Below are 17,517 nucleotides of genomic sequence, written 5' to 3'. Positions count from 1 at the left end.
CAGCAGCTACTTATTCTCTGGAGGCCCTGCCATGCCCACGCTCCTGCACATCGACTCCTCCGCGATCACCGACGGCTCCGTCTCCCGCGAGGTCACCGCCGCGTTCCGGGCCGCCTGGGAGGCCGAGCACCCCGAGGGCACGGTGATCTACCGGGACCTCGCCGCCGCCCCCGTCCCGCACCTGGACGCGCACGGCATCACCGCCGGATTCGCCCCGGCCGAGACCCACAGCGCCGAGCAGGCCGCCGCCTTCGCGCTGCGCGAGGAGCTGATGGCGGAGCTGGAGGGGGCCGACGCCGTCCTGATCGGCAGCCCGATGTACAACTTCACGATCCCGTCGACCCTCAAGGCCTGGCTGGACCAGGTGGTCCTGATGGGCCGCACCGCCGGCGAGGCGCCCTCCGCCAAGGGCACCCCGGTCACCGTCGTCGCCTCCCGCGGCGGCTCGTACGCGCCCGGCGCCCCGCGCGAGCCGTTCGAGTTCGTCACCACCTACCTGGAGAAGGTCCTGGCCGACGGGCTCGGGCTGGAGGTCGACTTCATCGTCCCGGAGTTCACCATGGCGCCCGTCGTCCCGGCGTTGGCCGAGTTCATCCCGAACGCCGCCGAGTCCAAGGCCCGGGCCCTGGAGCAGGCCGCCCTGCGGGGCAAGGAACTCGCCGCCCGGGCCGCGGTGCGACCGTGACGTGAGCCGGAGGCGTGCCCCGCCGGGCGCGCCTCCCGCGCATTCGGGCACCGGTACTCCCATGCTGTAGGGCGCAGGAAGACCGTCCGCCGACCAGAGGGAGCAAGCCCGTGACGTCGTCCCCGCCCGAGGAGAGCGCCGGCGCGGAGCGTGCGGGCGCCTCATCCGCCGCGCCCCCGGAGGCCGAGCGCTCCGCCCGGCCGCTGGAGGTCGCCGTCTTCACCGGGCCCGAGTCGGCCTTCTTCGCCACCTCCACCCTGATCCTCGGCGAGCGGACCGCGATCCTGGTCGACGCCCAGCTCACCCGCAGCGCCGGGCGGGAACTGGCCGAGTGGGTCGCGGGCAAGGGCCGCCGGCTGCTCGCCATCGTCGTCACCCACCGGCACCCCGACCACTACTTCGGTGCCGAGGAGGTGCTGAAGCTCTTCCCCGACGCGCAACTGCTGGCCGCGCCCGCGGTGGTCGAGGGCATCCGGACCACCGCCGCCGCCAAGGTCGCGCAGTGGAAGCCGGTGTACGGCGACGACATCCCCGACCACCCGCTGATCCCCGCCCCGCTGCTGCCGCAGCCGCTCATGCTGGACCGCCAGGTGATCCCCGTCCTGCTGCTCGGCCAGGGCGACTGCGCGGACTCCACCGTCGTCCACGTGCCGAGCATCCGGACCGTGATCGCCGGGGACTTCGTCTACAACGGCACCCACGTCTGGACCGCCGACACCACCCCGGCCCAGCGCACCACCTGGGGGCACAACCTCGGCCGGATCGCCGACCTCGGCGCGGACCGGGTGATCGCCGGGCACCGCGCCCCCGACCAGGGCGACGACGCGGCCCGGGTGCTCGCCTTCACCGGCGAGTACCTGAAGGACTTCGACCGCCGGCTGGCCGAGCACCCGCACGACCCGGAGGCGCTGGTGACCGCGATGAACCGGCGGTACGGCGAACTGACGCTGCCGGCCATCCTGGAACTGGGCGCGGCGGCCAACACCGCCCGGGCGGCGGAGGAGGACGGGATCATCGACGCGGAGATCGTCGAGGACGACCAGGACGAGTAGGTCCCGCCGCGGCGGGGCAGATACTGGCCGCATGACGCCGTACGACGTGATCGTTCCGGCGGGCGGGGCCGCGCGGCGCCTCGGCGGGGCCGACAAGCCCGGCCTGACGGTCGGCGAGACCACCCTGCTCGACCGGGTGCTCGCCGCCTGCGCGGACGCCCGCACCACCGTCGTGGTCGGCCCCGCCCGGCCGACCGTGCGCACCGGCGTCCGCTGGACCAGGGAACAGCCGCCCGGCGGCGGGCCGGTCGCCGCCGTCGCGGCCGGTCTCGACCTGGTCACCGCGGACACGGTGCTGCTGCTCGCCGCCGACCTGCCGTTCCTGGACCGGCGGACCGTGCACCGGCTGGCCGAGGCCCTGGACGGGGCCGGGCCCACCGTGGACGCCGCCGTGCTGGTCGACGCGGGCGGCCGCGACCAGCCGCTCGCCGCCGCCTACCGCACCGCCCCGCTGCGCGCCGCGCTGGCCGCCCTCGGTGACCCGGCGGGCCGACCGCTGCGCCGCCTGGTCGGCGGGCTGGCCCGGCTGAGGGTCGCCGACGTCGACGACGTCGCGTACGACTGCGACACCTGGGAGGACCTGGAGCAGGCCCGCGAGCGGGACCGGAGCTGAACCTCACGACGCGGGCCGCCGGACTGTGAGGGAAACGACGCGCCCCGCACACGGGGCGAACACCTCCGGGAAACCGCCGATCAGGCAGCATGGGCGCATGGAGCGCACGCTGGATGACTGGATCGCCGAGGTCAAGGCCGACCTGGGCATCGACCTGGACGTCGACGTCCGAGGTCTGCTCGACACGGCCCGGGTGGTCGCGCACGGGGTGGCCCGGCCGGCCGCGCCGCTGACCGCCTTCCTGGTCGGCTACGCGGCCGCACAGCGGGGCGGCGGGCCGGAGGCCGTCGCCGAGGCCGCCCGGCGGACCGAGGAGCTCGCCGAGGCGTGGGTCGCCGCCGACCGGCCGGGCGAGCAGTGAGTGCGGTCGGGCAGACCACCGTGGCCGCCCCGTCCGCCGACCCCGCCGTACCCGGCTGGTCCCGCGCCCGCGAGACCGCGCGCCGGGCCGGGCTGCGCCCGCTGCCCGGGACCGGGCTGCCGCTGGCCGAGGCGCTCGGCCACACCCTCGCCGAGCCGCTCGGCGCGCTGACAGACCTGCCCGCCTTCGACACCTCCGCGATGGACGGCTGGGCGGTCGCCGGGCCCGGCCCGTGGCGGGTCGCCGGCCGGGTGCTGGCCGGACCGGCCGAGCCGGCGCCGCTGGCCGACGGCACCGCCGTGGAGATCGCCACCGGCGCCCGACTGCCGGCCGGCGCCACCGCCGTCCTGCGCCGTGAGCACGGGCGGACGGAGGGCGCGCTGCTGCGCGACTGCGGCCCCCGGCAGTTGACCACCGGGCAGGACGTCCGGCCGCGCGGCCAGGAGTGCCGCCGGGGCGAGGAACTGCTGCCGGAAGGCACCCCGGTCGGGCCGGCCGTGCTCGGCCTGGCCGCCGCCTGCGGCCACGACCGGTTGGTCGTGCGCCGCCGACCGGTCGTCCAACTGCTCGTCCTCGGCGACGAGTTGCTCGCCTCCGGGATCCCTGGGCCGGGCCTGGTCCGGGACGCGCTCGGGCCGCTGCTGCCGCCCTGGCTACGGGCCGCCGGCGCCGAGGTCGCCGAAGTGCGCCGCGTGCGCGACGACTTCGGGCTGCTCCGGGACGCGCTGCGGCACTCCACCGCCGACGTCGTGGTCACCACCGGCGGGACGGCCGCCGGCCCGGTCGACTTCCTGCACCGGGCGCTCGCCGAGGCCGGCGCCCGCCTGCTGGTCGACGGCGTCGCCGTCCGGCCCGGGCACCCCATGCTGCTGGCCGAGCTGCCCGGCGGACGCCACCTGGTCGGCCTGCCCGGCAACCCGCTGGCCGCCGTCGCCGGGATGGTCACGCTCGCCCTGCCCCTGCTGCACGCCCGCAGCGGACGGGCGGTCGGCGCCCCCGCCCTCGCACCCGCCGCGGCCGTACTGCCCGGGCACCCGGCGGACACCCGGCTGCAGCCCGTCCGGCGCACGGCCGAGGGCGTCGTCCCGCTCGCCTTCGACGGGCCCGCGATGCTGCGCGGTCTGGCCCGGGCCGAGGCGCTGGCCGTGGTCCCGCCCGGCGGGGCGGCGGTGGGGGAGACGGTCGAACTGCTGGAGGTCCCGTGAGCCGGCGAAGCCGGTCGGGCGGATGAGCCGGCCGCGACGCGTCCGGGAGGCGGGGGCCGAGCCCTGGGCGGACGCCGGGATCGTGCTGCCCGCCCGCCGGGCCGCGCCCGCCCTGCGGCAGGTGGGCTCGCGGCTGCTGCTGGCGCTCGCGGTGCTGGTCGTCACCACACTGCTCGTCTATGCCGACGGGGCCGGCTACAACGACAACGCCAGCGGCGGGGTCAGCTTCCTCGACGCGGCGTACTACGCCACCGTGACGCTCTCCACCACCGGGTACGGCGACATCACCCCGTACAGCGACAGCGCCCGGCTCACCAACATCTTCGTGATCACCCCGCTGCGCGTGCTGTTCCTGATCATCCTGGTCGGCACCACGCTGGAGGTGCTCACCGAACGCACCCGCCAGCAATGGCGGTTGAACCGCTGGAGGTCCACCGTGCGCGAGCACACCGTCGTCATCGGGTACGGGACGAAGGGCCGCAGCGCCGTCGACACCCTGCTGGGGCAGGGGGTGAAGAAGGAGGAGATCGTCGTCGTCGACCCGCAGCGCAAGGTGGTCGACCAGGCCGCGCAGCACGGTCTGGTCGGAGTGGTCGGCGACGCCACCCGCACCGACACCCTGGTGCGGGCCGCCCTGCCCACCGCGGCCCGGGTGGTGGTCGCGCCGGAACGGGACGACACCGCCGTGCTGATCACGCTGACGGCGCGACAGTTGAACAAGGGCGCCACCGTGGTCGCCGCCGTGCGGGAGGACGAGAACGCCCCGCTGCTGCGGCAGAGCGGCGCCGACGTCGTGGTCACCAGCTCCAGTTCGGCCGGGCGGCTGCTCGGGCTGTCGATGCTCAGCCCGCGCGCCGGAGCGGTGATGGAGGACCTGCTGACGTACGGCACCGGGCTGGACGTGGTGGAGCGCCCGGTCACCCGGGCCGAGGCCGGGCACGGCCCGCGGGAGTGCGCCGACCTGGTGGTCGCGGTGGTCCGCGGTCGGCGGGTGATCAACTTCAACGAGCCGGAGGCCGCCGTGCTGCAGCTCACCGACCGGGTGATCGTGATCAGGTCGAACGGCTGACGCGGCGTCGACGGGCCGGTGCGGCGCCGAAGGCGCTCGCGGCGTCGGCCGGACGGCGCGGGCCCCGCCCAGCGGACCGCCCTGGCCGGTGAACCGCCCTGACGCGCAGTAGGTTCGGGGCATGCATGCGATGACGATTCCCGTACCCGGCGGCCCCGAGGCACTGGTGTGGGCCGAGGTGCCCGATCCGGTGCCCGGTGAGGGCGAGGTCCTGGTCGAGGTGGCGGCCACCGCCGTCAACCGTGCCGACCTGCTCCAGCGGCAGGGCCACTACAACCCGCCGCCCGGCGCCTCGCCGTACCCGGGGCTGGAGTGCGCCGGGCGGATCGTCGCGCTCGGGCCGGGCGTCGCCGGCTGGGCGGTCGGCGACGAGGTGTGTGCGCTGCTGTCCGGCGGCGGCTACGCGCAGCGGGTCGCGGTGCCGAGCGGGCAGCTGCTGCCGATGCCCGCCGGGCTGAGCGCGGAGCAGGCCGCGGCGCTTCCGGAGGTCGCCTGCACGGTGTGGTCCAACGTCTTCCTCACCGCGCACCTGCGGCCCGGCGAGACCGTGCTGCTGCACGGCGGTGCGAGCGGCATCGGGACCATGGCGATCCAGCTGGCCAAGGCGGTCGGCGCCCGGGTGGCCGTCACCGCGGGCAGCGCGGCGAAGCTGGCCCGGTGCACCGAGCTGGGCGCGGACATCGTCATCGACTACCGCGAGCAGGACTTCGTCGAGGTGCTCCGGGAGGCCACCGGCGGGGCCGGCGCGGACGTGATCCTGGACATCATGGGCGCCAAGTACCTGCAGCGGAACGTGGACGCGCTGGCGGTGAACGGGCGGCTGGTGATCATCGGGCTGCAGGGCGGGGTGAAGGGCGAGCTGGACCTCAACGCGCTGCTGCGCAAGCGGGGGGCGGTGATCGCCACCAACCTGCGCGGGCGGCCGCTGGCGGAGAAGGCGGCGATCGTGGCGGCGGTGCGGGAGCACGTGTGGCCGCTGGTCGAGGCCGGGGTGGTGAAGCCGGTGGTGGACCGGGTGCTGCCGCTGACCGACGCGGGCGAGGGGCACCGGGTGCTGGAGGCCGGGGAGCAGGTCGGGAAGGTCGTGCTGCGGGCCTGAGGCGGCGGCGGGGGGTGCGGCGGTCGGCGCCGACCGCCGCCCGAAATGCCCGGATTGTCGGATCGTGCGAGGCTGGTCCGGAGCTGTCCCGCCGCCGACCCCGCCCCCGGGCGCGGTCGGCCGTCGGAAGGACTCCGACCGTGGCCGCATCTCCGCACGCGTTCCTCGGGCCGCTGCCCGTGGCGCCGCACCACCGTCGTACCCGTCGCATCCTCCGTACCCGTCGCCTGCCGTGCCCGGCCCGCGCCCAGCGGCTGTTCGCGGCGGCCGTGCTGGGGCTCGCCCTCCCGCTGGCCGCCGCGACGGGGGCGGTGGGGATGCCGTCGCCCTCGGCGGGGGTCTCGCCGCTTCCGTCCCCCTCTCCGGCTTCTCCGGCTTCTCCAGCGTCTCCCGCTTCTCCCGCTTCTCCCGCGCCGATGCCGGGCAGCGATCCGGGCGAGGCGGGGGCGGGGGCGGAGGTGGACTCCGAGGAACCGGCGGTCGCCCCGACCGCGCACAAGCCGGCCGCCGTGCCGCCGCAGCACCCGGCACCCCGCCCGTACCAGGGTGACGAGCTCGCCCGGCTCCACCGGCACCGACCGGCGTCGCTGCCGGAGCGTCCGGACGCCACCGTGGACCAGGCGCCGGACCAGGCGCCGGACCGGGCGCCGGACCAGGCGACCGGCCGGGCTCCCGACCGGGCCCCCGGCCAGGCCGCCGATCAGGCCGGCGCGCAGGCTCCCGGCCAGGCCGGCTCACAGGCTCCCGACCAGGCCCAGGACCAGAGCGCGGAGGCCGATCCGGACGGCTCGGACCCGGCGGCCGCCGGTGACGCCGTCGCACCGGACGCCGTCACGGCCGCCCCCGGCCGACCCGTCGCGGCCGTCACCATCCCGGTCGTCCTCCCCGCCCGCTGGCAGGACGCCTCCACGACCCAGCTCCCGCTCGGCGTCGGCCTCGGGCTGATCGGCTGCGGCCTGGGGCTGATCGGCGTGAAACTGCGGAAGGGCTGAGCCCGCCGTCGGGAGCCGGGAGTCGGGAGCCGGGAGTCGGGAGCCGCGCGGCGGGCGGTGGGGGCGGGCGGGTGTCACCCGTCGTGGCCGGGTGGGTACGGGCGGGATCGACGTGCCCGGCGTCCGGTGCGGGTGGGGGTGGAGGTTCGGTGCGGGTTCCGTGCGGCGGGAGCGTCGGCGGTCGGTCGGCCTGTGGGGTGCGGGATCTGAGTAGCCGTACGGATTCCCGCGCGGCGGGCGGGGGCGTACCGTCGTCACGGGTGTCGCAGGACGGCGGGACGAGCGGGGGCTTCCGCCCGACCAACCCCAGTGAGAGAGAATGTTGTTCATGACGAATCCGATGAACGAGCGCTCGTCGCAGGAGCCCTACCAGGCCGCCGGCGGGCAGCCGCAGGACGGCCAGAAGGTGCTGATCGTCGGACCGGACGGGTTGCCCGTGGGCCAGGGGTTCACCAGCCCGGCGGGGGACGGGGACGACGACATGCCGCGTGAGCTCCCGGTGACCGAGATGGTCGAGCAGCCCGCCAAGGTCATGCGCATCGGCAGCATGATCAAGCAGTTGCTGGAGGAGGTCCGGGCGGCTCCCCTCGACGAGGCGAGCCGGGTCCGGCTGAAGGACATCCACGCGAGCTCGATCAAGGAGCTCGAACTCGGTCTCGCCCCGGAGCTGGTGGCCGAACTGGAGCGGCTGTCGCTGCCGTTCACCGAGGAGACCATCCCGACCGAGGCCGAGCTGCGGATCGCCCAGGCCCAGCTGGTCGGCTGGCTGGAGGGCCTGTTCCACGGCATCCAGACCGCGCTGTTCGCCCAGCAGATGGCGGCGCGGGCCCAGCTGGAGCAGATGCGGCGGGCGCTGCCGCCGGGACTGCAGGGCGGGGACCCGGACGAGGACGACCCGGGTCAGGGCCGCGGCATCCGCTCCGGTCCGTACCTCTAGCCCGGCACCCGTCGTAGCCCGCGCCCGGAGCCGGCGTCCGCCGGTGGGCCGGGACGGTCCGCCGGACCGGACGTACCACGACGATCCGCCCCGGGCCGTCGCCGCCGGGATCCGGCGCCGGCGGCCCGGGGCCAGGACCGGCCCCGGGGCCGGTCACCGTCGGCGCGAGCCGATACCCTGACCCCTGTCGCAGGCCGGTCGAGCCGCCGCGACAGGGGTCCGCCAGGCCAGCGGGCCGGGCCCACCAGCACGGACGAGACCGAACGTCACGGTTGCGGCAGTACGGCCGCGCCGAGGGGGAGCAGAGGACCATGAGCGAGCACGGCAACGCGGCGGTCGAGGGCTTCTCCCTGGGCAACGGCCGTTATGTGCTGCAGCGGCTGCTGGGCGAGGGCGGCATGGCGTCCGTGCACCTCGCCTACGACAGCGTGCTGGACCGGCAGGTCGCGCTGAAGAGCATGCACAGCGAGCTCGGCCGGGACGACTCGTTCAAGGAGCGGTTCCGCCGCGAGGCCCAGGCCGTGGCCCGGCTGGAGCACCCGAACATCGTCACGGTGTACGACAGCGGCGAGGACGTCGCCCCGGACGGCTCCAGCACGCCGTACATCGTCATGCAGCTGGTCGACGGCAAGGGCCTGCGCGAGGCGATCAACGAGGCGGTCGCCCAGTACGGCGCGATGCCGACCGAGGAGGCCCTGAAGGTCATCGTCGGCGTGCTGAACGCGCTGGAGGCCTCGCACGACATGTCCCTCGTGCACCGCGACATCAAGCCCGGCAACGTCATGTTCGACCGCAAGGGCAACGTCAAGGTCATGGACTTCGGCATCGCCCGGGCGCTGGAGTCCGGCGTCACGTCGATGACCCAGACCGGCATGGTGGTCGGCACCCCGCAGTACCTCTCGCCCGAGCAGGCGCTCGGCAAGCCGGTCGACGCCCGCTCCGACCTGTACTCGGTCGGCGTGATGCTCTTCGAGATGCTCACCGGCCAGCTGGTCTTCGACGGTGACTCGGCGTTCTCGATCGCCTACAAGCACGTCCAGGAGGAGCCGCCGGCCCCCTCCACCCTCAACCGGTCGGTCACCCCCGAGGTGGACGCCTTCGTCGCCCAGGCGCTGCGCAAGGACCCGGCGCACCGGTTCCAGAGCGCGGCGGCGATGCGCGACGAGGCGGAGCGGCTGATCGCGGCCGCGAAGGGCGGCGGCAGCGGGCACCCGCTGCAGGCCAGCACCCCGCTGGTGATCAACGAGGGCCCGCGCTCGGTGCACGCCGCCCCGCAGGCCCCGCACACGCCGCAGCCGCAGTACCTCCAGCAGGGCGGTCCGCAGGCGCCGCAGTACCAGACGCCGCCGCCGGCCTACCAGGCGCCGCGCCCGCAGGCGCCGCACACGCCGCACCCCTTCCCGCAGCCCCAGGCGCCGCAGTACCAGACGCCGCCGCCGGCCTACCAGGCGCCGCGTCCGCAGGCGCCGCACACGCCGCACCCCTTCCCGCAGCAGGCGCACACCCCGCCGCCGCAGCCGATGCCGCCGTACCAGCAGCCGAAGGCGCCCGGCGGTGGCGGCTGTTCGACGGTCGTGGTCGTGGTCGGGATCATCATCGGCGTGCTCGTGCTGGCCGGCATCATCATCGCGATCGTGGTCAACAACGCCGACAAGAAGACCAACGGCAAGTTCAGCCACTCGGCCCGCCCCGCGAACGTGCTGGTGGTCGACCTCGCGGCCGACCGGAATGGCCGGCTCTGACGGTTTCCGACCGGTTGGCGGGTGCCGGGGCGCGCGCCGGAAGCGGTAGCGTTCGGGGATACGTAAGCGACAGGGCACCGCGATCCGAGCGAACGCCCGGGGCGAGGAGCGATGGCACAGACGCAGCATCCGGACGACGACGCTGGTGCCCGAGCGGTCGGCCGGACCGGCGGGACGCCGAGGATCCCCGAGCCGGGCAGCGAAGCCCCGACCTCGGCGCTGCCGCCCTTCGCCGGCGGGCCGCACACCCCCGGTCGCGGGTCCGCCGTGCCGCTGGGCACCGTCGGTGACGGCCGCTACCGGCTGACCCACCGGCTGGGCCGCGGCGGCATGGCCGAGGTGTTCGCCGCCGAGGACGTGCGGCTGGGCCGCACCGTCGCCGTCAAGCTGCTGCGCGGAGAGCTGGCCCAGGACGACGTCGCCCGGATCCGCTTCACCCGCGAGGCACACGCCGTCGCGGCGCTCAACCACCACTCGATCGTCTCGGTCTACGACACCGGCGAGGAGTACGTCGGGGACGAGTCCACGCCGTACATCGTGATGGAGCTGGTCGAGGGCCGGACCGTCCGGGAGCTGCTGGCGGACGAGGACGCGCCGCCCGTCGACCAGGCGCTGATCATCATCGCCGGGGTGCTGGAGGCGCTCGCCTACAGCCACCGGAACGGCATCGTCCACCGGGACATCAAGCCCGCCAACGTGATCATCACCACCACCGGCGCGGTCAAGGTGATGGACTTCGGCATCGCCCGGGCGCTGACCGGCGGGGCCACCACGATGACCCAGACCGGCATGGTCATGGGCACCCCGCAGTACCTCTCGCCCGAGCAGGCGCTGGGCAAGCCGGTCGACCACCGGTCCGACCTGTACGCGGCCGGCTGCATGCTGTACGAACTGCTCACGCTGCGCCCGCCGTTCACCGGCGACACCCCGCTCTCGGTGGTCTACCAGCACGTCCAGGACCCGCCGGTGCCGCCCTCGCAGGCCAACGGCCGGGTGCCGGTCGGCCTCGACCCGCTGGTGCTGCGCTCGCTCGCCAAGAACCCGGACGACCGCTTCCAGGACGCCGACGAGTTCCGCGCCCACGTGCAGCACGCGCTGCGCGAGATGCACGGCGCGGCCGGGGCCGGCTGGGTCGGCGTGCCGGGGGGTACGGGCGACACCGGTGCGACCCAGGTGCTCCGGCCGGACCAGACGGCGGCCACCGCGGCCTTCGGCGTCGTCCGCCCCGGTGACAAGACCTCCGCACTGCCGTACCAGAGCGACTCGCAGACCCCCTTCACCCCCTACTCGGGGCACGGCGGCCCGTACGGCGGCGGTGGGGACGACGGCGGGGACGACGACGGGCACCGCCGGCGGCGCGGGCCGTGGGCCTGGGTGGCGGGCGGCGTCGCCGTACTGGTCGCGGCCGGTGCCGGGATCGCGTTCGCGCTCAGCGGCACCGACCACGTCACCAAGGACCCCGGGGTGCCCACGCCGCCGGCGCCGGTGGTCAGCACGTCCGAGCCGACCACGCCGACCCAGAGCGGTCTGCCGAGTCCGCCGGCGTCGGTGTCCGGCAGCAAGAAGCCGCAGCAGCCGACCGACACCGGCAACAACAACAGCAACAACACCGGCAACAACAGCGGCAACAACATGTCGCCGTCGCCGAGCACGGGCAAGCACACCCCGACCCCGACGCCGACGGGGACCTCCACCCACACGGCGACGAGCAGCGCCTCCGCGACCCCGACCGGCGGGTCGACGGGCGGGTCGACGCCGACCTCGGGCGGGGGCGGCGGTGGCACGCCCACCAACCCGCCGCCGAAGCCGGACCCGAAGCCGACGGGGACGCTGCCGGCCGGGGGCTGACCCGGTCAGTTGGCGAAGGCGTCCAGGACCTGCTCGTACTCCTGGCACCACCACGCCAGTTGGCCTGCCGAGGCGGGGTAGAGCGGGTCGGCCCGGTGGTCGGCCCGCTGGTACCGCCACTGCAGCATCCAGAAGTCGTTCAGCCGCTCCCACCACACCCGGTGGGCGGCGGCGGCCAGGTGCTCGGCGGTGGCGGCGCCGGAGGCCCGGTAGGCCTGTGAGTAGCGGCGGACCCGGACCAGGTCGAGGGCGCCGGACACGCGGTCGTTGAACAGCAGGGTGGCGGCCCGGACGGCCTCCTCGGCGCGCGGCTGGGTGCCGAGCTTGTCCCAGTCCAGGACGGCGGCCACCCGGCCGCCCGCCGGGTCGTCGCCGTACAGCAGGTTGAGGCCGTGGAAGTCGCCGTGGGTCCAGCCGGTGGGTGGCGCGGCCTGCGGGGCGGGGCGGCGGTGGGCGTGCTCGGCGAGCAGTTCCAGCCGTTCCGTGAGCCGTTGCTCGACCAGTGCGTCCAGGTCCCCGTGCGGGCGGTGCTCGCGGGCGCGGTGCCGCAGGTCACGGGCCAGCCCGGCGCTGTCGGCCGGGTCGGCGCTGCGGTAGCCGGCGGGCTGTTCGAAGGGGGCGCAGACGTCGTCGAGCGCGCCGTGCAGCCGGCCGAGCAGCGCTCCGAGCGCCTCGCACTGCGGGAGACCGAGCTCGGTACCGTGCCGGTGTCGGCCATCGGTCCACGGGAACAGCGCGAACATCCGGCCGCCCTGGCCGGCCACCGTGCCCGAGCGTTCGGCGCAGGCCAGCGGGGGTGCGACGGGCAGCCCGAGGGTGTTCAGCGCGGCCATCGCGCGGTGGTGGGCGAGGATCTTCGGTCGGCTGGCGGTGGCGGTGTCGACGTAGCACTTCAGGAAGTAGTGGCCGGCCTCGGTGGTGACCCGGTACCCCCGGTTCAGCAGGCCTTCGGCGACCGGTTCGGCGGTCAGTGGGCGCCCCACCCGGTAGCGGGCCAGGACCTCGACGAGCGCGGTGTGCGGGACGGGCGGGCTGAGGGTCCCCATCGGCGGTGCGGAGAGATCGGGGCGGGCCGGGGCGCAGGCGAGGGTCTGGCTGAAAGTCACAGCCAGAGGGTATGGCCCCCTCGCGGGGGCCCTTGACAGATCGTCAGTTGTGTGCAGCCCTAAGGTCAGTACTGGTGGTCGGCCTGGTGCCGCGCCACGAAGGCGGCCGCTTGGGTGCGTCGCTCCATGCCCATCTTGGCGAGCAGACTGGAGACGTAGTTCTTCACCGTCTTCTCGGCCAGGTGCAACTCGTTGCCGATCTGACGATTCGTCATCCCCTCGCCGATCAGATCGAGGATCCGCCGCTCCTGCTTGGTGAGTTGGGACAGCCGCTCGTCCTCCTTTCCGCCGCCGTCGCGCAGCCGGGCGAGCACCCGGCTGGTGGCGACCGGGTCGAGCAGCGAGCGGCCCGCCGCGACGTCCCGGACGGCGGTGATCAGGTCGGTGCCGCGGATCGCCTTCAGGACGTAGCCGGAGGCGCCCGCCATGATCGAGTCGAACAGCGCCTCGTCGTCCGAGAACGAGGTCAGCATCAGGCACTTGATGTCCGGCAGCAGGGACCGGACCTCGCGGCAGACCTCGACCCCGTTGCCGTCGGGCAGCCGGACGTCGAGCACCGCGACGTCGGGGTGGACCGCGGGGATCCGGGTCAGTGCCTCGGCGGCCGTGCCGGCCTCGCCGACCACCTCGATGTCGTCCTCGACCGAGAGCAGATCGTGCACGCCCCGCCGGACGACCTCGTGGTCGTCGAGCAGGAATACCCTGATTTGTCCGTTATCAGTCACGTCCAAAGCCTCCCATAACACCGTACGAAAGACCTATCGCTCACATCGCCGTAAAGACGTGATCCGGCCAGAGACATCCGAAACCGATACCGAGAACCCCCTTACGTACGGGCGTCCGCCCGGATAACGTGCGCTGGTGTCCTGAAGGCGCTCGAATTGAGAGCTGCGTCACGTCGCCCGTCACCCCCACCCTTCCGACGGCGGTCCGAGCGCGGCACCCTCGGGGTTGTGGCCCTGAACAAGTAGGACGTCCTAGCGCAAGCGCGCCAAGGGCGGACGCTGGGTAACGTTCTCGTGAGGGACGCCGTCGGAACAGGATCACCACCTGCCCCGCAGTAGGTGCGCACACCCACGCGCGCCCCGCGGGGCGGTGACCGGACCGGTCACCGGCGACCCCGGGCGGCCGGACAGACCGAGGAGTGAACGTGACCGTCAAAAGCACGGCGAGGACCCGCAAGAAGGCGGCCCCCGCTGTCCCTGACACCCTCCGCGCCACGGGTAAGGACGCCGAGCCGGAGCTCGTCCAGCTGCTCACGCCGGAAGGCGAGCGGGTCGAGCACCCGGACTACCCCCTCACCACCACTCCGGAGGAGCTGCGCTCCCTCTACCGCGACCTGGTGCTGGTGCGCCGGTTCGACGGCGAGGCCACCGCGCTGCAGCGCCAGGGCGAGCTGGGCCTGTGGGCCTCGCTGCTCGGCCAGGAGGCCGCCCAGGTCGGCTCCGGCCGCGCCATGCGCACCGGCGACTACGCCTTCCCCACCTACCGCGAGCACGGCGTGGCCTGGTGCCGCGACGTCGACCCGCTGAACCTGCTCGGCATGTTCCGCGGCGTGAACCACGGCGGCTGGGACCCGAACGAGAAGAACTTCCACCTGTACACCATCGTGATCGGCTCGCAGACCCTGCACGCCACCGGTTACGCGATGGGCATCACCAAGGACGGCGCCGACGACGCGGTCATCGCGTACTTCGGCGACGGTGCCTCCAGCCAGGGCGACGTCAACGAGGCCTTCACCTTCGCCTCGGTCTACAACGCTCCGGTGGTCTTCTTCTGCCAGAACAACCAGTGGGCGATCTCCGAGCCCACCACCACCCAGACCAAGATCCCGCTGTACCGCCGCGCCTCCGGCTTCGGCTTCCCCGGCGTGCGCGTCGACGGCAACGACGTGCTGGCCTGCCTCGCGGTCACCCGCTGGGCGCTCGACCACGCCCGCAGCGGCAACGGCCCGGTGCTGATCGAGGCGTTCACCTACCGCATGGGTGCCCACACCACCTCCGACGACCCCACCCGCTACCGGCACGCCGAGGAGACCGAGGCCTGGAAGGCCAAGGACCCGATCACCCGGCTCCGCGCCCACCTGGAGAAGGAGGGCCTGGCCGACGACGAGTTCTTCGCCGCGGTCGACGCCGAGAGCGAGAAGCTGGGGCTGCGGGTGCGCGAGGGCGTGCGCAGCATGCCGGACCCGGACCCGACCCTGATCTTCGACCACGTGTACAGCGAGCCGCACGCGCTGGTCGATGAGGAACGGGCCGAGTACGTCGAGTACGCGGCCTCCTTCGAGGCGGGGGAGAACCTCTGATGGCCGGTCAGCTGAGCATCGCCAAGGCGCTGAACGAGGCGCTGCGCAAGTCGCTGGAGAACGACCCGAAGACCCTCCTCATGGGCGAGGACATCGGCAAGCTCGGTGGCGTCTTCCGGATCACCGACGGCCTGCAGAAGGACTTCGGCGAGGGCCGGGTGATCGACTCCCCGCTCGCCGAGTCCGGCATCGTCGGCACCGCGATCGGCCTGGCACTGCGCGGCTACCGCCCGGTGGTGGAGATCCAGTTCGACGGCTTCGTCTACCCGGCCTTCGACCAGATCGTCTCCCAGCTGGCGAAGATGCACGCCCGCGCGCTCGGACACGTCAAGATGCCGGTCACCATCCGCATCCCCTACGCGGGTGGAATCGGCGCGGTCGAGCACCACAGCGAGTCGCACGAGGCGTACTTCGCGCACACCGCCGGTCTGCGCGTGGTCACCCCCTCCAACGCGCACGACGCGCACTGGATGCTGCGCCAGGCCATCGAGTCGGACGACCCGGTCATCTTCCTGGAGCCCAAGCGCCGCTACTGGGACAAGGGCGAGGTCGGCGACGCCGCCGACCTGGGTCTGCACGACGCCCGGATCGTCCGCCCCGGCACCGACGCGACGCTGATCGCGTACGGCCCCATGGTCAAGGTCTGCCTGGAGGCCGCCGCGGCCGCCGAGGAGGACGGCCGCCGCCTGGAGGTCGTCGACATGCGCTCGCTCTCCCCGGTGGACTTCACCACCCTGGAGGAGTCGGTCAAGCGCACCGGTCGGGCCGTCGTGGTGCACGAGGCACCGGTCTTCCTGGGCATGGGCGCCGAACTGGCCGCCCGGCTCACGGAGAAGTGCTTCTACCACCTGGAGGCACCGGTCCTGCGGGTCGGCGGCTACTACGCGCCGTACCCGCCGTCCCGGGTCGAGGAGGCCTTCCTCCCCGACCTGGACCGCGTGCTCGACGCCGTCGACCGCGCGCTCGCGTACTGATCCAGGGGAGCGAAGATGACCACCGAAGTTCGCTCGCTCCGCGAGTTCAAGATGCCCGACGTGGGCGAGGGCCTCACCGAGGCCGAGATCCTCAGCTGGTACGTCAAGCCCGGTGACACCGTCACCGACGGGCAGGTCGTCTGCGAGGTGGAGACCGCCAAGGCGGCCGTGGAGCTGCCCATCCCGTTCAACGGGGTGGTCGAAGCGCTGCACTTCCCCGAGGGGACGACGGTCGACGTCGGCACCGTGATCATCTCGGTCGCGGTCGCCGGGGAGGCGGGAGCCGAGGCCCCGGCCGCCCCCGCCGCGGCTCCGGCGGCCCCGGCTCCCGCCGAGGAGGCCGAGCCGGAGCGCCGCGAGGTGCTGGTCGGCTACGGCCCGCGCACCGGCACCGCCCAGCGCCGGGCCCGCCGGACGACCACCACCACGGTCACCGCGACCAAGCCGGCTCCGGCTCCGGCCGCGCCCGCCCCGGTGGCTCCGGCGCCGGTCGCCGAAGTGCCCGCCGGGGAGCGGCCGTTGGCGAAGCCGCCGGTGCGCAAGCTGGCCAAGGACCTGGGTGTCGACCTGCGGGGCGTCACCCCGACCGGCCGGGACGGCGTGATCACCCGCGAGGACGTGCACGCGTACGCGGCGGCCCAGGCCGCTCCGGCCGAGCCGGTCGCCCCGGTCGCTCCAGCCGCTCCTGCGGTCGAGACCGCCGTGGTCGAGCCGGTCGCGGCGCCGGCGCTCGTCCCCACCGCGGGCGACGTCCGGGTGCCGATCAAGGGCGTCCGCAAGGCGACCGCGCAGGCGATGGTGGCCTCGGCCTTCACCGCCCCGCACGTCACCGAGTTCGTCCAGGTCGACGTGACCCGCACGATGAAGTTCGTCCGCCGGCTCAAGGAGAGCGGCGAGCTGGGCCGGGACGTCCGGGTCAGCCCGCTGCTGCTGGTCGCCAAGGCGCTGCTCACCGCGATCAAGCGGCACCCCGAGATCAATGCCCAGTGGGACGAGGCGGCCCAGGAGATCGTCATCAAGGGCCAGGTGAACCTCGGCATCGCCGCGGCCACCCCGCGCGGCCTGATCGTCCCGAACATCAAGGACGCCGGGTCCAGGACCCTCTCGGGGCTGGCCGTCGCGCTCGGCGAGCTGGTCGAGACCGCCCGCCAGGGCAAGACCTCGCCGGCCGACATGCAGGGCGGGACGGTCACCATCACCAACGTCGGCGTCTTCGGCGTCGACACCGGCACCCCGATCCTCAACCCGGGTGAGGCGGCCATCCTCGCCTTCGGCGCGGTCCGGGAAATGCCGTGGGTGCACAAGGGCAAGGTGGTCCCGCGTCAGGTGACCACGCTGGCGCTCTCCTTCGACCACCGCCTGGTGGACGGGGAGTTGGGCTCCAAGGTGCTGGCCGACGTGGCCGCCCTGCTGGAGTACCCGAAGCGCCTGATCACCTGGGGCTGACCGGTCACCGGACCGGTCACCGGAACCACAGAAGGGGCCCTTCCCCGCACCTCCGTGCGGGGAAGGGCCCCTTCGTCGTGACC

The 17,517-nt window shown here is 74.2% G+C and carries 14 protein-coding genes and 1 pseudogene; 13 read left to right on the top strand and 2 right to left on the bottom strand.

From position 1 onward, the window contains the following. Positions 1-31: 31 nt before the first annotated feature. The 10 genes and pseudogenes from ACIGG8_RS21310 to ACIGG8_RS21265 all read left to right on the top strand — a co-directional run bounded on the left by ACIGG8_RS21310 (position 32) and on the right by ACIGG8_RS21265 (position 11,603). The gene (locus tag ACIGG8_RS21310) at positions 32-685 is read left to right on the top strand and encodes an FMN-dependent NADH-azoreductase (protein WP_396549821.1); all 654 of its coding nucleotides are present in this window, start codon (positions 32-34) and stop codon (positions 683-685) included. Between the two features lie 110 nt (positions 686-795). Then, a complete protein-coding gene (locus ACIGG8_RS21305) occupies positions 796-1,737 on the top strand; it encodes an MBL fold metallo-hydrolase (RefSeq protein WP_396549819.1) in 942 nt (313 codons plus the stop codon). A 31-nt stretch (positions 1,738-1,768) separates the two neighbouring features. Further along, positions 1,769-2,711 (top strand): annotated as a pseudogene (locus ACIGG8_RS21300) (NTP transferase domain-containing protein). Further along, positions 2,708-3,916 carry a molybdopterin molybdotransferase MoeA gene (locus ACIGG8_RS21295; protein ID WP_396549914.1) on the top strand — a complete coding sequence of 403 codons (1,209 nt, stop codon included), beginning with the start codon at positions 2,708-2,710 and terminating at the stop codon, positions 3,914-3,916. Before ACIGG8_RS21300 ends, ACIGG8_RS21295 begins: the two are co-directional and overlap by 4 nt. A gap of 22 nt (positions 3,917-3,938) precedes the next feature. After that, positions 3,939-4,985, top strand: coding sequence for a potassium channel family protein (locus ACIGG8_RS21290; RefSeq protein ID WP_396549817.1), 1,047 nt, complete (start codon positions 3,939-3,941; stop codon positions 4,983-4,985). Between the two features lie 121 nt (positions 4,986-5,106). Beyond that, positions 5,107-6,084 carry an NAD(P)H-quinone oxidoreductase gene (locus ACIGG8_RS21285; RefSeq protein WP_396549815.1) on the top strand — a complete coding sequence of 326 codons (978 nt, stop codon included), beginning with the start codon at positions 5,107-5,109 and terminating at the stop codon, positions 6,082-6,084. A 416-nt stretch (positions 6,085-6,500) separates the two neighbouring features. Then, entirely contained in the window at positions 6,501-7,076 is a 576-nt protein-coding gene (locus tag ACIGG8_RS21280; RefSeq protein ID WP_396549814.1) for a hypothetical protein, read from the top strand. Between the two features lie 328 nt (positions 7,077-7,404). Further along, on the top strand, positions 7,405-8,013 hold the full coding sequence (locus ACIGG8_RS21275; RefSeq protein WP_396549813.1) for a bacterial proteasome activator family protein: 609 nt from the start codon (positions 7,405-7,407) through the stop codon (positions 8,011-8,013). A gap of 311 nt (positions 8,014-8,324) precedes the next feature. Beyond that, a complete protein-coding gene (locus ACIGG8_RS21270) occupies positions 8,325-9,755 on the top strand; it encodes a protein kinase (RefSeq protein ID WP_350525946.1) in 1,431 nt (476 codons plus the stop codon). A gap of 111 nt (positions 9,756-9,866) precedes the next feature. Then, entirely contained in the window at positions 9,867-11,603 is a 1,737-nt protein-coding gene (locus tag ACIGG8_RS21265) for a protein kinase (RefSeq protein WP_396549810.1), read from the top strand. Positions 11,604-11,608: 5 nt separating this feature from the next. Here ACIGG8_RS21265 and ACIGG8_RS21260 read toward each other — a convergent pair whose 3' ends face one another. Then, complete coding sequence (locus ACIGG8_RS21260; protein WP_396549912.1) at positions 11,609-12,649, bottom strand: phosphotransferase; 1,041 nt, start codon at positions 12,647-12,649, stop codon at positions 11,609-11,611. Positions 12,650-12,774: 125 nt separating this feature from the next. Continuing rightward, entirely contained in the window at positions 12,775-13,434 is a 660-nt protein-coding gene (locus tag ACIGG8_RS21255; protein ID WP_350525949.1) for a response regulator transcription factor, read from the bottom strand. 425 nt (positions 13,435-13,859) lie between these two features. On the opposite strand from ACIGG8_RS21255, the gene pdhA reads away from it, so the two are divergent. The 3 genes from pdhA to ACIGG8_RS21240 are packed head-to-tail and all read left to right on the top strand — an operon-like array spanning position 13,860 to position 17,434. Further along, complete coding sequence (gene pdhA / locus ACIGG8_RS21250; protein WP_396549808.1) at positions 13,860-15,014, top strand: pyruvate dehydrogenase (acetyl-transferring) E1 component subunit alpha; 1,155 nt, start codon at positions 13,860-13,862, stop codon at positions 15,012-15,014. Further along, positions 15,014-15,988 (top strand): alpha-ketoacid dehydrogenase subunit beta, encoded by a 975-nt coding sequence (locus tag ACIGG8_RS21245; protein WP_396549807.1) that lies wholly within the window; start codon positions 15,014-15,016, stop codon positions 15,986-15,988. The genes pdhA and ACIGG8_RS21245 overlap by 1 nt, the downstream gene beginning before the upstream one ends. 15 nt (positions 15,989-16,003) lie before the next feature. After that, positions 16,004-17,434, top strand: coding sequence for a dihydrolipoamide acetyltransferase family protein (locus tag ACIGG8_RS21240; RefSeq protein WP_396549805.1), 1,431 nt, complete (start codon positions 16,004-16,006; stop codon positions 17,432-17,434). Positions 17,435-17,517 lie beyond the last annotated feature (83 nt).

Origin of the sequence: Kitasatospora sp. NPDC085464 (genome assembly GCF_044541955.1) — a bacterium.
Taxonomy (GTDB): domain Bacteria; phylum Actinomycetota; class Actinomycetes; order Streptomycetales; family Streptomycetaceae; genus Kitasatospora.
Note: the sequence above shows the minus strand (reverse complement) of the source record. Positions and strands in the feature narration are given on the sequence as shown.

Bases quoted from the DNA above. Each gene is read 5' to 3' on its own strand.
- ACIGG8_RS21310 (WP_396549821.1), top strand. From the start codon at position 32: ATGCCCACGCTCCTGCACATCGACTCCTCCGCGATCACCGACGGCTCC.
- ACIGG8_RS21290 (WP_396549817.1), top strand. From the start codon at position 3,939: ATGAGCCGGCCGCGACGCGTCCGGGAGGCGGGGGCCGAGCCCTGGGCG.
- ACIGG8_RS21285 (WP_396549815.1), top strand. From the start codon at position 5,107: ATGCATGCGATGACGATTCCCGTACCCGGCGGCCCCGAGGCACTGGTG.
- ACIGG8_RS21280 (WP_396549814.1), top strand. From the start codon at position 6,501: ATGCCGGGCAGCGATCCGGGCGAGGCGGGGGCGGGGGCGGAGGTGGAC.
- ACIGG8_RS21275 (WP_396549813.1), top strand. From the start codon at position 7,405: ATGACGAATCCGATGAACGAGCGCTCGTCGCAGGAGCCCTACCAGGCC.
- ACIGG8_RS21270 (WP_350525946.1), top strand. From the start codon at position 8,325: ATGAGCGAGCACGGCAACGCGGCGGTCGAGGGCTTCTCCCTGGGCAAC.
- ACIGG8_RS21265 (WP_396549810.1), top strand. From the start codon at position 9,867: ATGGCACAGACGCAGCATCCGGACGACGACGCTGGTGCCCGAGCGGTC.
- ACIGG8_RS21260 (WP_396549912.1), bottom strand. From the start codon at position 12,649: ATGGGGACCCTCAGCCCGCCCGTCCCGCACACCGCGCTCGTCGAGGTC.
- ACIGG8_RS21245 (WP_396549807.1), top strand. From the start codon at position 15,014: ATGGCCGGTCAGCTGAGCATCGCCAAGGCGCTGAACGAGGCGCTGCGC.
- ACIGG8_RS21240 (WP_396549805.1), top strand. From the start codon at position 16,004: ATGACCACCGAAGTTCGCTCGCTCCGCGAGTTCAAGATGCCCGACGTG.